16 protein-coding genes are annotated in these 15,423 nt (G+C 39.8%); 12 read left to right on the top strand and 4 right to left on the bottom strand.

The window, feature by feature from the left end; genetic code table 11:
• The first annotated feature begins 16 nt into the window (after positions 1-16).
• The gene (locus CHU_RS11405) at positions 17-544 is read left to right on the top strand and encodes a SixA phosphatase family protein (RefSeq protein ID WP_011585714.1); all 528 of its coding nucleotides are present in this window, start codon (positions 17-19) and stop codon (positions 542-544) included.
• Between the two features lie 184 nt (positions 545-728).
• Positions 729-1,193 (top strand): bifunctional nuclease family protein, encoded by a 465-nt coding sequence (locus CHU_RS18925; RefSeq protein WP_011585713.1) that lies wholly within the window; start codon positions 729-731, stop codon positions 1,191-1,193.
• 192 nt (positions 1,194-1,385) lie between these two features.
• On the opposite strand, the gene CHU_RS11395 is transcribed toward CHU_RS18925, so the two are convergent.
• Complete coding sequence (locus tag CHU_RS11395) at positions 1,386-1,775, bottom strand: hypothetical protein (RefSeq protein WP_011585712.1); 390 nt, start codon at positions 1,773-1,775, stop codon at positions 1,386-1,388.
• A gap of 91 nt (positions 1,776-1,866) precedes the next feature.
• Between CHU_RS11395 and CHU_RS11390 the strand changes: the two genes are divergently transcribed.
• The 5 genes from CHU_RS11390 (at position 1,867) to CHU_RS11370 (ending at position 7,537) form a co-directional block, all read left to right on the top strand.
• Positions 1,867-2,736, top strand: a complete 870-nt coding sequence (locus CHU_RS11390) for a TraB/GumN family protein (protein ID WP_143144122.1) — start codon at positions 1,867-1,869, stop codon at positions 2,734-2,736.
• A gap of 10 nt (positions 2,737-2,746) precedes the next feature.
• The gene (locus CHU_RS11385; RefSeq protein ID WP_011585710.1) at positions 2,747-5,011 is read left to right on the top strand and encodes a Tex family protein; all 2,265 of its coding nucleotides are present in this window, start codon (positions 2,747-2,749) and stop codon (positions 5,009-5,011) included.
• 318 nt (positions 5,012-5,329) lie between these two features.
• The gene (hisIE, locus tag CHU_RS11380; protein ID WP_011585709.1) at positions 5,330-5,923 is read left to right on the top strand and encodes a bifunctional phosphoribosyl-AMP cyclohydrolase/phosphoribosyl-ATP diphosphatase HisIE; all 594 of its coding nucleotides are present in this window, start codon (positions 5,330-5,332) and stop codon (positions 5,921-5,923) included.
• Positions 5,924-6,380: 457 nt separating this feature from the next.
• Entirely contained in the window at positions 6,381-6,623 is a 243-nt protein-coding gene (locus CHU_RS11375; protein WP_011585708.1) for a hypothetical protein, read from the top strand.
• A gap of 350 nt (positions 6,624-6,973) precedes the next feature.
• Positions 6,974-7,537, top strand: a complete 564-nt coding sequence (locus tag CHU_RS11370) for a toxin-antitoxin system YwqK family antitoxin (protein ID WP_041932352.1) — start codon at positions 6,974-6,976, stop codon at positions 7,535-7,537.
• Between the two features lie 928 nt (positions 7,538-8,465).
• Here CHU_RS11370 and CHU_RS11365 read toward each other — a convergent pair.
• The 3 genes from CHU_RS11365 to CHU_RS18920 form a co-directional block, all read right to left on the bottom strand.
• Complete coding sequence (locus CHU_RS11365) at positions 8,466-9,851, bottom strand: COG3014 family protein (RefSeq protein WP_011585706.1); 1,386 nt, start codon at positions 9,849-9,851, stop codon at positions 8,466-8,468.
• A 90-nt stretch (positions 9,852-9,941) separates the two neighbouring features.
• A complete protein-coding gene (locus CHU_RS11360; RefSeq protein ID WP_011585705.1) occupies positions 9,942-10,529 on the bottom strand; it encodes a penicillin-binding protein activator LpoB in 588 nt (195 codons plus the stop codon).
• Between the two features lie 12 nt (positions 10,530-10,541).
• The gene (locus CHU_RS18920; protein WP_011585704.1) at positions 10,542-11,066 is read right to left on the bottom strand and encodes a hypothetical protein; all 525 of its coding nucleotides are present in this window, start codon (positions 11,064-11,066) and stop codon (positions 10,542-10,544) included.
• A 364-nt stretch (positions 11,067-11,430) separates the two neighbouring features.
• Here CHU_RS18920 and CHU_RS11350 point away from each other — a divergent pair, with 364 nt between their 5' ends.
• From CHU_RS11350 to CHU_RS11330, 5 genes are all read left to right on the top strand, one after another.
• The gene (locus CHU_RS11350; RefSeq protein WP_011585703.1) at positions 11,431-11,859 is read left to right on the top strand and encodes a DUF1810 domain-containing protein; all 429 of its coding nucleotides are present in this window, start codon (positions 11,431-11,433) and stop codon (positions 11,857-11,859) included.
• A 268-nt stretch (positions 11,860-12,127) separates the two neighbouring features.
• Entirely contained in the window at positions 12,128-12,556 is a 429-nt protein-coding gene (locus tag CHU_RS11345) for a VOC family protein (protein WP_011585702.1), read from the top strand.
• A gap of 76 nt (positions 12,557-12,632) precedes the next feature.
• The gene (locus tag CHU_RS11340; RefSeq protein WP_011585701.1) at positions 12,633-13,040 is read left to right on the top strand and encodes a hypothetical protein; all 408 of its coding nucleotides are present in this window, start codon (positions 12,633-12,635) and stop codon (positions 13,038-13,040) included.
• An 82-nt stretch (positions 13,041-13,122) separates the two neighbouring features.
• Complete coding sequence (locus CHU_RS11335) at positions 13,123-13,530, top strand: VOC family protein (protein ID WP_011585700.1); 408 nt, start codon at positions 13,123-13,125, stop codon at positions 13,528-13,530.
• 646 nt (positions 13,531-14,176) lie between these two features.
• Positions 14,177-15,313, top strand: coding sequence for a DUF6236 family protein (locus CHU_RS11330; protein WP_041932351.1), 1,137 nt, complete (start codon positions 14,177-14,179; stop codon positions 15,311-15,313).
• The last annotated feature ends 110 nt before the right edge of the window (positions 15,314-15,423 follow it).

Genomic DNA, 15,423 nt, shown 5'->3' with positions numbered 1-15,423 from the left:
TTCTTTGAAAATAGCAATGGGGAAAACACTTATATTAATACGTCACGGAAAGTCAGATTGGTCGAATAATGGGGAAAAAGATTTTGACCGCCCGTTAAATAACCGCGGGAACATGGATGCGCCTAGGATGGGCGGAAAACTGCATGATATGGGTATTATGCCGGATCTGATCGTTTCCAGTCCGTCACTGCGTACCACATTAACCGCTGAATATATTTGTGAACAGATTCATTATCCGTTTGAAAAAGTAGATTTTCAGGAAGATATCTACGAAGCTTCGGTAAGAACCTTATTAAAGGTAGTGAATGAGCTGGATGAAAAGAATCAGACTGTAATCATTGTAGGGCATAATCCGGGTTTCAGCTATCTGGCTGAATATCTTTCAGGTACTGTAGTAGGAAATATTCCTACCTGCGGTATTGTTGAATTGACATTTGATCTGGATACATGGTCCATGGTTTCGCAGAATACGGCGAAACTCAAAAATTTTATTTATCCAAAAATGTTTTTTGGCGGCGGCGGCGAACAGGTGGAGCAGGAATAATACATGTGTTCGTTTAATAAATTTTAGAATAGGATTAATCTGCTAAAATTAGTTTTCTGAATACACATGCAGACATACTGGTAATATACTAAAAAGACCTGCTGATAACTTTAGCAGGTCTTTTTAGTATGCTAGCGCATTATTTTTTTATATTGAGATCCTCATTATTAACACCTGAATTAAAATGGAAAACAACGTTGAGGACACAGAATTAAAACAGCTCACGATTATCAGTTTAACAGGGCATGAAAAAAAGAAATTTCTGCAGTTCGGAAAACGGAAACCAGAAAACTTTTTGCTGAAACTGGAATTAGTAGAGGAACCTTATTCAACCATTGATATGATTGTCGGTCGGCAGGAAGCTTCAGAATTGGCTATCGCTATTGAAGGTATTGATCCGGGCAGACCAATGCCATCGCAATTACTTAAATCTGCTATAGAATTGTTTGGGTATAGCCTGTCGAAAGTTGTTATAGAAAAATTAGAAAAGGGAATTTTTTATTCCACCTTATATCTTATAAAAGACAATGAAATAAAAACACTGGACAGCCGGCCGGCGGATGCAATAGCGCAGGCGGTTCGCTTTGACTGTCCGTTGTATTGTACCAATCAGGTGCTTGAAAAACTAGCTGAACCACTTCCATCATAATAGATAAAAAGAATTGAAGTATGAAGAAATTTTCCGGTAACCGATTTACAGGATATCATTTTATCCGGCTTAGGAATTATACATTCCTAAAGGCTTGTTCTTAATGGTTTCAACCAGTATTTTCCCAGGTAATAAAAAAGCTATCCGTAACGGGATAGCTTTTTTATGTATAGTATGCAGCATGAAGCTACGTTATTTCTTATTCTTCGATTTTACGTAGCTCTTCTTTTTCTTCGTCGTTTTCTTTTTAGAAGCATTTAAACGCTTGGTTGCACGTTTATCGGCTTGTTTACGTGTTACCGCATTCCGTTTTTCCTTCTCTTTTTTTGCCTTGGCCATTTTTTTCTGATAAGCAATAGCCTCCGGCGTCATTTGCTTTTCAGTTGTTTCCTGATTATCTGCATCCAGATCAGCCTGCGTCTGACCTTTTCTGGCTTTTTGTTTTTTAACCTTAGGGGTTTTTCCACTACCGCCGCCGCCATCATTAGCCCCAGCATCAGGTTCTGTTTGTGCATAAGAGTTCTGTTGAGTTGCTACTAAGCAACCGAAACTCAGGATGATAATAAAAACAAGTTTTCTCATAGTAATTCATGCACAATATGCTAAAAAAGTAGTGGGAAAAAAAATCTCTATTTACTTCACTATCCACTCAGGAATAAAGATTTTTGTTAAAATGAAAACCTGCGCCAGAATCTCCTGTTTTTTAATCCTTGCTGTCTGCTCTTTTTTTGATGCAGCCGCACAGGGGAATTTCCTCTTATGGGAAATAACAGGCAACGGATTGGCAGATACGTCATATCTTTTCGGTACCATTCACATACGCGACAAACGCGTGTTCAATCTGGGAGATTCCACCTATTATGCCATTACACATACAAAGGCACTGTATGGCGAACTGAATCTGCAGGATAAATCAGAAATGAAACAACATGCACCGGAATTGCTGATGCCATCCGGTACAAGCCTCCAGGCCATGCTTTCAGCGCAAGACTATAAACTGGTAAAAAAATACTGTAAAAAACATATTGGTGTATATGCCTTGCTGATCAATAAGATCAAACCGATCTATATCTCAGCGGTTGTATCGGAAGATCTGTTAAAAAAAGAAGAGAAGAAACCGCTTGACCTGTATCTGCAGGATTATGCAGCCAGGCAAGGCAATGAGATCGGCGGCATTGAAACTTTTCAGGAACAACTGTCCGTTATTGATCTGCTGCCGTTACAGGAGCAGGCAGATATGCTGGTGGAACAGATTAAAAACATTGATCAGGAAAAAATACTAATGGAACAGATGCTTCAGTTTTATCTCAACGAATCGCTGGATAGCCTGGAAATACTCGTGCAGGAAGATACGCTTTCGCAGGAGTTTAATGAAGCTATTCTGGATGCGCGTAATAAAGTAATGCTCACGCGCATGGAAACACAAATGAACCGTGAGCCAACGTTTTTTGCTGTTGGCGCCGCACACCTGGCCGGTGAAAAGGGGCTGGTGATTTTATTGCGGAAAGCAGGATATACCGTACGACCAGTTAAAAGAAAATAACATAAACAAAATGAGTAAAGTGGAGATTTCTGTACTGCATGTACATGTAGTGGCAGCTGAATTAAGTGTCAGCACCAAACAAGTAGAAGCAACGATCGAATTATTGGATGAAGGTGCAACCGTACCGTTCATTTCCCGCTACCGGAAAGAGATCACCGGCAGCATGGATGAAGTACAGATTGCCGCCATCCGCGATCGCTTTGAACAGCTGCGTGAACTGGATAAACGCAGAGAAAGTATTTTGAAATCCATTCAGGAACAAGGAAAGCTTACACCTGAATTAGAAGAAAAAATTAAAGTAGCCGGTACCATGACTGAGCTGGAAGATTTATACCTTCCATACAAACAGAAAAGAAAAACCCGTGCAAGCATTGCCAAAGAAAAAGGTCTGGAGCCGTTAGCTACCCTTATTCTGGAACAGGCAAATACAGACCTGGATGGGGAAGCAGCGAAATTTATAGATACTGAAAAGGGTGTGAACACGCTCGAAGAAGCATTGGCTGGGGCACGGGATATCATTGCAGAACTGATCAATGAAGACCAGCAGGCGCGTGCTTCGGTACGTCAGCTGTTCAACGAAAAAGGAACGATCAAATCCCGCGTGTTTCCGGGTAAAGAAAACGAAGGACAGAAATACCGCGATTACTTTGAGTGGGAAGAGCCGATTGCGAAAACGCCTTCGCACCGCCTGCTTGCCATGCGCAGAGGCGAGAAGGAAGGCTTCCTGATGCTTGACATCGCACCGGTAGAAGAGGATGCGATAGAGATCCTGGATCGTCAGTTTGTACAGGGCAGAGGAGTTTGCGCCGATCAGGTGAAGCTTGCTGCCAAAGATGCCTACAAGCGGTTGCTGAAACCATCCATGGAAACGGAAGTGCGCATGGGTACCAAGAACAAAGCCGATGAAGAAGCGATTCGTGTTTTCTCCGACAACTTAAAACAGCTGTTGCTTTCTTCTCCGCTGGGACAGAAAAATGTTCTGGCCTTAGATCCAGGCTTCCGTTCAGGGTGCAAGGTTGTGTGCTTAGACAGGCAAGGTAAATTACTGGAAGAAACGGTTGTGTATCCGCACGAGCCGCAACGCCAGACACACCAGTCTGCAGCCGTGATTATGGCGCTGTGTCAGAAACATGCCATTGAAGCCATCTCTATCGGTAACGGTACAGCAGGGCGCGAAACCGAAGCTTTTGTAAAGGGGTTGGGTTTGCCGAACGAAATATTAATTGTAATGGTGAACGAAAGCGGTGCCTCGGTGTATTCCGCATCCGACGTGGCACGCGAAGAGTTTCCGGAATACGATGTTACGGTAAGAGGCGCGGTTTCTATCGGCCGCCGTTTGATGGACCCATTGGCAGAGCTTGTAAAGATTGATCCGAAAGCCATTGGTGTTGGTCAATACCAGCACGATGTAGATCAGACAGCTTTAAAGAAAAGCCTGGATGAAGTGGTAATCAGTTCGGTGAACTTAGTAGGTGTGGAAGTAAACACCGCAAGTAAGCAGCTGTTGACGTACGTTTCAGGCCTTGGTCCGCAGCTGGCACAAAACATTATTGATTACAGAAATACAAACGGCCCGTTTAAATCACGTGCAGATATTAAAAAAGTAGCACGTATGGGCGACAAAGCGTTTGAACAGTCGGCAGGTTTCTTACGCGTACGTGATGCAGAAAATCCACTGGACAGAAGTGCGGTGCACCCGGAAAGCTATCCGGTAGTAGAGCGTATGGCCAAAGATTTAGGTGCTTCTGTAACCGATATCATGAAGAGCAAAGAGCTGCGTCAGAAAATTGTATTAAAGAATTACGTAAGCGAAACCGTTGGTTTACCGACGCTTCAGGATATCTTCCAGGAACTGGATAAACCGGGCCGTGATCCGCGCCAGACCTTTGAAGTGTTTGAATTCGCCGAAGGAGTGAAGGAAATGAAAGACCTGCGTCCGGGTATGAAACTGCCGGGCATCATCACCAATGTCACCAAGTTTGGTGTGTTTGTAGATATAGGCGTACACCAGGATGGTTTGATCCACATCAGTCACCTGAGCGACCGTTTTATCTCTGACCCCTCAGAAGTAGTTAAAGTACAGCAGAAAGTACAGGTAACGGTACTTGAAGTAGATGAAGCACGCAAGCGGATCAGCTTATCCATGAAAGGGGATGCGGGCGGAGCTGTCCGCCACGGCGGATCAAAAGGTGCAGGCGGCGCGAAGAAAGAAAAAGAAGTAGAAGGCGACATGCAATCGAAACTGAATATGCTGATGTCGAAATTCAAGAATTAACGACGATTTATTACAGCCCACGGTTTCAACCGTGGGCTGTTTGTTTTATAGCAGGTTAATAACGGTTTCAACCGTTTTGTATTCTTGGCTGAATCAGGATTTGCAGGATGCAAGAATTAAACAGGATTAGTACAGCCCATGGTTAAAAAACTGTGGGCTTTTGTCTGAACCATGATTCATCTGATTTCATGGATTTATATGATTTAAAGTTCAGTATGACATTGAATATCATACTCAATCACCTAAATCAGATCGGGCCTTGTTCAGACAACTCTCCAATCATCATTCATAATTCATAATTTATAATTAAATTGCGTCATGAATATTGATTTTCAAAAAGGCGGCGGATTAGTACCCGTGATCATTCAGGATGCAGTAACCAGAAATGTACTCATGCTGGGCTATATGAATGAAGAAGCCTATACAAAGACCAAAGCAGAAGGTAAAGTAACGTTCTTCAGCAGAACCAAAAACCGTCTCTGGACAAAAGGCGAAACAACAGGCCATTTTCTGCATGTGGTGGATATTAAAATTGACTGCGATAACGATACCTTACTTATTAAAGTGAAACCTGATGGTCCGACCTGCCATACGGGTACAGATACCTGCTGGTCGGAAGTGAACAGCGGCAGAACTTTCTTTATCGAGAAGCTGGCAAACGTGATCAAAGACCGCCGCAACAATCCTACAGACGTTTCTTACACGGCATCGCTGTTTAAAAAAGGCATCAATAAGATTGCGCAGAAAGTAGGCGAGGAAGCGGTTGAAATTGTGATCGAAGCAAAAGACAATAACGACGACCTGTTTAAAGGCGAAGCAGCAGATCTCCTATACCATTACCTGATCCTGCTGGAAGCGAAGAATATTCCGCTGGATGACGTGATTCAAGTGCTGGAGTCAAGACAGAAGTAAGATTAATGTTTTATGTTTAACGTAATACGTTATAAGAATCGCACCGTACAGGTTGCTGAAGGAATAAAAAAGCGCTTTGCATGGATATGTGAAGCGCTTTTTTTGATTGCTTTACGAAACAAAAACGCCGGCATTCCCCGCCTTGCATAACTGATAGAAATCCAAGGCGGGGGTAGGAGCAAAATCGCGCCCGAGGACCATACAGTCCCCTAACACATTACTCACTCCTTACAATTCAATAATCTGAATAAGAGTTTACGCCGCGGAGAAATGCGTCGTTTAACAACACATATGCTTATTCAAAAAAAAATAAGTAAATATTTAATAGTAAGATATTGACTATAGTTGAGCAAATTTTTAGTTTTGCTCCTGTCGCTTCCTTTAACTTTTCTTTGGAGCGCACGATTCTGATTAAGTTTTCATAGTGTTCGTCGTTTAAACCTTAACCTTACGTTTTATGAAAAACCTATTATCTTATTTCAAACTTACAGTACTCTCATTTTTTTCTTTAGCTGCTTTTATTTTCTCCTTTTATCTTTCCATACTTTCCTTTTTAATTCTTATGATTAATGAGGCTATAAACGGAAAAATAAATGAAGCTCTGAAAGAAGACTTTTCTTATTACATTCAGAAAGTTTCGGATCTGCCAGTAAGTATTTTTACTCGCGAAGAAAAAAGAGAAATGAATTGGTCTGAATGATGATCTAAAATTAAAAGTCCCGCTTTTGCGGGACTTTTTAAAACTCTGCCCAAGGTCTCATTAACGGCTTAACTTCTATTTAAATAATAGAAGTTGCTAAAGAAACGATTGCGTGGAGCCATTTATTTTTTCGCAAAGGTTGGTAAACACTTTCTTTGCTAACCTCCAAACCCCCACGGTTGCGCTTTTCAGACAACCACCTACTGTTCTAAGTGGTTAAGTGACTACTCACTTAGTATGACTTTTTTACCTTTATCATCTTTTCATGCTAATAGAACAGTTCGTAATATCTAAACGTCACGGTGCGATCTTTACTTAAAAAACATATATTCGCTATAAAAAATATACATATGCGTGGAATTCTTCTAACAATTATCTGTTCTGTGAGTTTGTGTTTCTATAGCTTTGCAAATCCCATTGATGCATGCCTTGCAGAAGATTCCATTGAGCTTATTGACTATTATCCGAATGGCAATAAAAAACTTGAGGGATTCTATTATCCACGTGTTGATGAACGTGGGCGTCCATTATATGTAGCTGTAGGCAAACAGATCAGCTATTATCCCAGCGGAAAAATTCAGGGATGCCAGTACTATAAGAATGGCGTGCCCCATGGACAATGTGTAACATACACCGAACAAGGAGCGATAGATAAATCGTATTTTTTAGTAGATGGGAAATTAGAAGGACCTTATGTATATAATTATCCGGATGGATCGGTTAAGCGCGTTGGTACATTTAAAAATGATGACGACTATGGGCTTTCCAGAGAGTATTTCTCCGATGGAATACTTGCCTTAGAACAATATTTTAATGGTAAGGGTGTACAGGAAGGTGAAGTAAAAATATATGATAAAAACGGCGTGTTGATAAAGCAGGAGATAATGTATGATGGCAAAAAGATAAAGAAGTGATCTTTTTAATTTTTTAATTTCTTTATCCATTACACATATGACTTGTGTTGAGATTGGTCGGTGACCCAAGAAATATTCAGCAATACTTTCACCGTGGTCTGTGACACACAGAACACCAAAGGCGGATTGAGTTAAGAAAGAACTAATAGAAGAATAACATGGGACGCATGGTTATTACATGCAATTATTAATAAGCATTATGCGTTACAGGCAGGTATGCAGTAACTGGAGAGGATGAGTAATTACGAATAACATCAGTGTGTTCTGTGTGCCACAGACCACGGTTAGACCATTAAGAAACATTGGAGGTCCTGGAGCACCGGCCAAGGCGTGGGAAAAAAAGTTTGTGTTATGATTTTTAATTTACTTTCACCTTGGTCTGTGACACACAGAACACCAAAGGCGGATTGAGTTAAGAAAGAACTAATAGAAGAATAACATGGGACGCATGGTTATTACATGCAATTATTAATAAGCATTATGCGTTACAGGCAGGTATGCAGTAACTGGAGAGGATGAGTAATTACGAATAACATCAGTGTGTTCTGTGTGCCACAGACCACGGTTAGACCATTAAGAAACATCGGAGGTCCTGGAGCACCGGCCAAGGCGTGGGAGAAAAAGTTTGTGTTATGATTTTTTCACCGTGGTCTGTGACACACAGAACACCAAAGGCGGATTGAGTTAAGAAAGAACTAATAGAAGAATAACATGGGGACGCATGGTTATTACATGCAATTATTAATAAGCATTATGCGTTACAGGCAGGTATGCAGTAACTGGAGAGGATGAGTAATTACGAATAACATCAGTGGGTTCTGTGTGCCACAGACCACGGTTAGACCATTAAGAAACATTGGAGGTCCTGGAGCACCGGCCAAGGCTTGGTAGAAAAAGTTTGTGTTATGATTTTTAATTTAAATAAAATCTAGCGCAGTGTAGATTCCATGTTATAGATATTCATAAAAGAGAGTGGATTGTTATTTTTAGGCAAGTCAAATTCTTCATTCCTGGTTTGTCCGTTAATGGAGATGATCGTAGCAGATATCCGGATCTCGTTTTCAATCGGAATTCTTGCATAAGAGATTTGATCTGGCAGCGATTGCCATTGTCTTGTATCTGCTTTTTCAGTACTGCTGTTTACAACACTTAACACTGCACCCAACTCTTTATTTTCTTTCCGTAGAGCCATTTCTGCGGCTTGTTTTACTAATAATCTGGAAACAGCAGCAGTAACCTCACTGGCAAATCTATCTTTCAGCGTTTGTCTTGCAATTGTATTTACATCCTCTATTAATTCTGTCTTATAGTTTTTACTTCCTGCATGTACCGTTATATCCTTATATAAAGATTGTCTGTCTGTATATTTAGGAAGTGCCAGTCTGATCATTTTAAAATCAGATACAGAAACAGTGTTTGAATTATTTAATTGAAAAGGGATACTTATTCCCAGATCGGTATTAACAATAGTTACAAATCCGGTCTGGCCAGGTAATACAGTAAAATTAACACTCCATTCTTCTTTTACCGGCGACAGACCATTCTCCCAGAACAAAACCAATTCTTTGGCAGGTACATCCTGTTTATTAAATTTCATCCCAAATTCTTTCTCATAGTTATTTTGGATGTCTGTAAATCCATTTAAGGAAGCACAGCGTATAACGTCTTTTTTTAGCTGATTGGGTATAGGTACATTCATGTACACATCTCCATTCGCCTGATAAATTTCAAGCGCATTTCTGTAAGCTATAAAAGCGTTTCCAATGTCTGAGCTGGCTTCATAAATTAATCCCATCAGAATATGTGCAAACGCATCTTTGCTGTACCTGTTCCTGTCTACCTTATATTTGTCGTCAAGCTGCTGCAGTTTCAGGTTTATTCTTTTGGCTTCTACCAACGCATCTTCATAATTGCTTAAATAAATATAATTCAGCGCTTTGTAATAATGAATGAGCACTTTTTCAAACTCTTCCGGCTTGTAAAAGCTGAGCTGAGCATTTATAGTGGCTGATACCACATAATCTTTTGCCGCTTTATTGTAATCTTCTATTAAAAGATCCGCTTTATTAAAATAAACATTACTTTCTGCGTAGTTTTTTTGAAGATGGGCAACTTTTCCTTTTTCTAAAACTAATAATAACTCATTACGTTGCTTATGCAGTAACTTAAGTTTGTCTAACGATTTTTCTGCCTGTAAATAATTGTGCGCCTGAAGCTGACTATTGTAATCTAAATTTATCTGGTAGTACGTTCGGCATTCAGAAAATAGCAAAGAAAGAAACACGAAAGCGAAGCTCCTGATTGTCAATTTCATTCTACAGTTGAATCGTGTCATAAGGTGTATAACAAATAAGGCTGCTCTTTAATTAAAAAAAGAGCAGCCTTATTAACGTCAAGGATTATTTTAGTTTTTAACTACTTTCTTTATTTTTTTATCTCCAATCCAGACTACTTCGTTTGTCTGTAAGTTTGTCAGTTCCAGATCAATTTGATAATAAACAACTTTATCTTTTTTGTACGCATCTACAATAGAATTAATTGAACCTTGCATAATAAAGTCTGCACCAATCTCTAAACCGAACTTTTTCATAGTAGATACAGAAGCATTCGTTTGCTGATCTGCACGTTCTTTTCTTAGTTCTTCTCTTTTATCGCCAGCCTGAACAAGTCTTACACGTTGAGATTTTATAAATGATTTCTCTAAATCTTTGATAAACGTTTCTGCCTCTATGTGTTCGTGGCTTTTATTTGTAACCATCCCAATAATAACTACTGGTTGCTTCCCATCATTGTTTTTTACAAAGTTTTCTAACCAGATTTCTCCAAGTGCCTGTTGTGTCATGGCTTCTGCCGTTAACTTAGAATCTACATCATTCCATCTGCCGCTTAAATCAATCTGTTTGTCAGGTTCTACTCTTGCTACGGTTCTTTTACAACCAGAGGTACATACTATCAGAGCTGTTATCGATACCCAGAATATCTTTTTAATCATTTCTTTATTTTTTTAAAATCCAATCCAAATATTTCTGCCGATTCTCACAGACGCACCCACTCCGAAATTTACTGGATATGCGTAAGGTCTGTAATAAGCAGAGGAAGTATAGTATCCATTTCCATAACCGAAACCGTTCCCGTAGCCAAATCCATTCCCGTAACCATAACCGTTGTAACCATAACTATTTCTATATCCAAAGCCCGGGTTGTTATATCCATAGTTGTTATATCCATAAACACGGGGAGTATAAGGATAATAATAATTTGGTCTGTTTATTCTTGCTAACCGTCTTTGTTGCCTGTATTCTCTTGCTAACCTGTTATTTTCTATTTTACGGTCCTTTTTATCCTGCCATTCATCTATTGCTTTGTAGGTGTGTTGCACGGTTGTAGACATGGTAGTATTCCCGGAATCCAGAAGTTTTTTAGTGTAAAGATCTAAACTGGACTGATAATTAGGATTCTGGTCTGCAATTTGTCCGTAAGAAAAACCTGCAACCAAGAATGCTAGAATGGGTAAGGCTATATTTTTCATGGCTTTTTATATTATAATACGTGTATTTCAAGATTTGTGCCAATTATTATTTAATGTTAACGAATTTAATTCAATTTGGTATACATAATTGATGTAGAAAATTATTTATTATTTCCAGCTGAAAAGACACAATGGCGGTCGTATCTGACATAAAACAACTCTGACAGACTGATTTTTCAAAATTTCGTATACGACTGTTTTTTTGTATCTTATATTTAAGGAGATAAACCAGCAAACACGTAGTCTGTATCTACAAACCACGGTGTTTGGATTACTGAAGCGCTGATCCGTGCATCGCGATGTGCAGCTATGTATCAGCAATATAATACACATTACATTTGCATGAATACCTTGTTATATTGTTATGGAAACAAAAGATTCTCTATCCAGATTCCTCAAGGCACAGGAAGGCGTTTATGCCCAAGCGCAGGCAGAGATTAAGAAGGGAAGAAAAACCAGCCACTGGATGTGGTTTATCTTTCCGCAGATACAAGGCCTGGGGCATAGTGAAACGGCGCGGTATTACGCGATCCATGATCTGGAGGAAGCGACGCGCTACCAGGCGCATCCCGTTTTGGGGAAGCGCCTGGTGGAGATCAGCACCATTTTACTACATCATCCAGCGACATCTGCGGTTGAGATCTTCGGCACCGTTGACAGCTTAAAGCTGCATGCTTCGATGACTTTATTTTCGTTACAGGAACACGCGCATCCGGTTTTTAAACAAGTGCTGGATGTGTTTTATGCCGGGAAACGGGATGCGAAGACTGTGGCATTGCTGCAGGAGGGATGAAGCTGCCGGACTGGTGTTTACCGTGCACTGCACATCCTAACCCAAGCTGAATGCGTCAGACGTTTTTACCGGAGCAGCTTGCTGAGGCGGATACAGATTCCGGAGAGCATCGGCAGCATGGGAAACAGACACTGTTTTCATTCTTTAACCTGTCGCATCCGGCCTCTTACATTGTCTTATTTGCACCTCTGCGAAATCCTTTCTGTTTCCGATATTTGTATCGTAACTAACAACAACAACAACAACCTTTAAAACATATTCATTCATTATGGCACAGATAAATCCGAGTATTAATTTCAACGGTAATGCAGAAGAAGCCTTTACCTTTTACAAATCCGCATTTGGCGGCACATTCAAACAGATTGTACGCATGAAGGATATTGCAAGCGCTGAAAACCCGGTGGCGGCAGAGGATGCCGAGAAGATCATGCACATTGCTTTGCCGATCGGCAGCAACGTCTTAATAGGTAATGATGTGCCGTCTTTTCTGGGCAAAGTAAATGAGCAGGAAAACAGATCTAAAATAGCTGTCGTAGCAGAGAGCCGCGAAGAAGCCGACAAAATCTTCAACATACTTTCCGCAGGCGGCAGTGTTGAAGTACCTATGGATGACAGCCCCTGGGGTTCGTACTTCGGCATGTTCCGGGACAAATACGGCATTGAATGGATGATCGACTTTAACCCGGCAGCGAAGTAATCGCAACAGTTCTAACCATGGTCTGTGGCACACAGACCACAAAAAAACGAAGTGGAAAAACGTAACACCACCGCACATGAACAAGACAACATTAAAAAGCATCGGCGCGATCCTCGCGGGTTTTATAACAGGTGCGGCGCTCTCTATGGCCGCAGATTTTATCATGGAAAAAACCGGCATGATGTCGATGCAACACTTCAAACAAAGTTCTCCCGCCATCCTGTTACTGGTGATCGGATACCGCTTTGTGTTCAATGTGCTGGGCTGTTATCTGGCAGCCAGGCTGGCACCCGGCAAACCGATGAAACACGCGCTTATCATTGGTGTTATCGGTACGGTCTTAAGCATCGTGGGTACAGTGGCCATGTGGGATATGGCTATTCCGTTCTATAACATTACCATCATTGTTATGTCCTTACCAAGCGCATGGCTGGGCGGGAAGCTGTTTTTGCAGACACAGGGCAAATCAGAAGCATATAAGTAGTCAATCCGCCGCGGCGGACTACACAATATGGCGCCAGTGGCAGATTAATAAAAAAACATTTAACATCTAACTATTTAAAAAAATGGCAAAACAGATTTTTATCAATTTACCTGTAAAGGACCTTCAAAAGTCCATGGACTTTTACACGGCGCTGGGCTTTACAAACAACCCGCAATTCTCAGACAACGCCGGCAAGTGCATGGTCTGGAGCGAAAATATTTATGTCATGCTGCTGTCGCACGAAAAGTTTGCTGGCTTTGCGACCAAACCGATTGCCGATACGAAATCGAAGCTGGCCGGATTGTTCTCTTTATCTGTAGATAGTGTAGATGAATTAAACACGATCGTAGCCAATGGTCTGAAAGCCGGTGGCATCGAGCCGCACGAGATCCGCGATTATGGTTTTATGCAGCAACGTACGATCGAAGATTTTGACGGCCATACCTGGGAAGTGTTCTATATGGATCTTTCGAAAATGCCAACGGAATAGTAAGCCGGATAATTACTGCTATTGCTACCTTCACCGTGGTCTGTGGCGCACAGAACACCAAAGGCAGATTGAGTTGAGAAACAATTTGTGTAAACTTTTAATCGTGTCGAAATAAATGTCATACAGTAAAAATAATTATAAACCCCATACGCCAGTTGGTGGTGGGTGTGCCACAGACCACGGTGAAAGGGTAGTAACTTGTGTTCAACTTATTATGGAAAAGCGTCCTGCATGTTGCGGGGCGCTTTTTGTTTTACCTGTTGAAAAGTTTTGAAACTATTTTTCATGATTGATATCACCTTTGAAACTGTGTTTTTATTTAAAATATTTACAAAGGTATTATAATGAGTTATTTGTAATGTATGTTTTAACTATTATTTTATAACTATTCCGGTGTAATTATTTTTTATAAGTATGATTTTGTGTAAATAGGGGAGGACTTGGATCAGCTAATTTTTGAATCATTTATAATAATGTCTTTGACTTTTTATAATTCAAAATTCGGAGACCGATTATAAACGCACATATCCTTTTATTTATTGAGACGGATAATCTAAAAACAAATGAAATATACATACACTTGGGTGCGTGTATCCACCAGTTATGTGCAACCTTAAATAGACGATACAACCAAAACAATAAAGATATGAGCTTTGGACACGCACTTTATTACCCACACATTAATTTGACCAATAAAAATTGGATTAAGCATGCTTTACTTTTTTGGGATAATATTTCACGAATAGTTCCTCAATCTGTTGAGCCTGCAGACGGAGAAGACATTATTAAAATTAAATATGAATCTGGATTTATAAAGGATTATATACCTAAACGTTGGGATACATCAGGTGCCTTTCAAGAATTTAGTAGAGAATTACAACCTATACTTGAGTCAGATAATTTTTTCAATGACCGATTTTTTGGAAGAGAACGGCACAGAAGAAATTATACTAGAGACTATCAAGACAGAAGAAGGTTTTTTTCAGATATGGTGCAGACAAGTGGAACATACATTCACGTTGAAAAAATGGAGCCTAGACTGAAAGAGTATTTATTTGAAATAGGTATAGCAGTTCCTGGGCAAAATGAATGGGAAGACTGGGTGAAAATTGATAACGAAATTGGTTTATTATACATGACCTATTTTGCCAAAAGCATTTCAAAAAACAAATCGTTGCCAATTGTTACAGATGTAGAACAATCTTTTTCGGCTTCACTTTATTTTGAATCTACTATTAATTCTGACTACAATAATCAGTTCGAATATAAATTAGGTAACCTGCTAATAGAAACAGTTGTTCCAAAAAATATAAATGATGTTCCGCTAGAAAAAATACTAGACATTCGTAGAAAATATGATGATGAAAGAATGGCGTTCTTTAATGAAATATCAAATTTGTCTAACTCTATTATAGGTCTTGATAACGGAAGTGCTTTAAAAGATGCATTAAATCAACACTCAAAAATTATTCTAAAAGACACAAAGAATTTAGAGGAATTATATAATACACATAAGATTAAAACTGTAAGTAAATTTTTAAGCATTTCGCTTCCAACAACTTTTGCATCATTTTCAGAATATGTTCCAAATGATGCAAAACCTTTTGTTGCAGCAGGTGGGGTTTTATTCGGATTGGTTTCAGCCGCAAATTCTGTAAGGAAAGAAAAACTTGAACTAAAAGAAAATCCAAAATCTTATTTATTAAATCTAAAGTCTGAACTTTCAGCAGAAGATATTTTCCATAAAGTAAACGATACAATTAAAGGTATTAGAAAGTGGTAAAGCACTTACAACTTACTTAATGTGGTGACTCAAAAGGTAGCACATAACAACAATTTATAGCGTTTCGTTTGTCAGGAAATAATTGTGCTCTTTCACACTCCGCCAAATTC

It is taken from the genome of Cytophaga hutchinsonii ATCC 33406, from assembly GCF_000014145.1.
In the GTDB taxonomy this organism is placed as follows: domain Bacteria; phylum Bacteroidota; class Bacteroidia; order Cytophagales; family Cytophagaceae; genus Cytophaga; species Cytophaga hutchinsonii.
The sequence above is the reverse complement of the archived record's forward strand: the minus strand, read 5'-3'. Positions and strand labels throughout refer to the sequence as shown.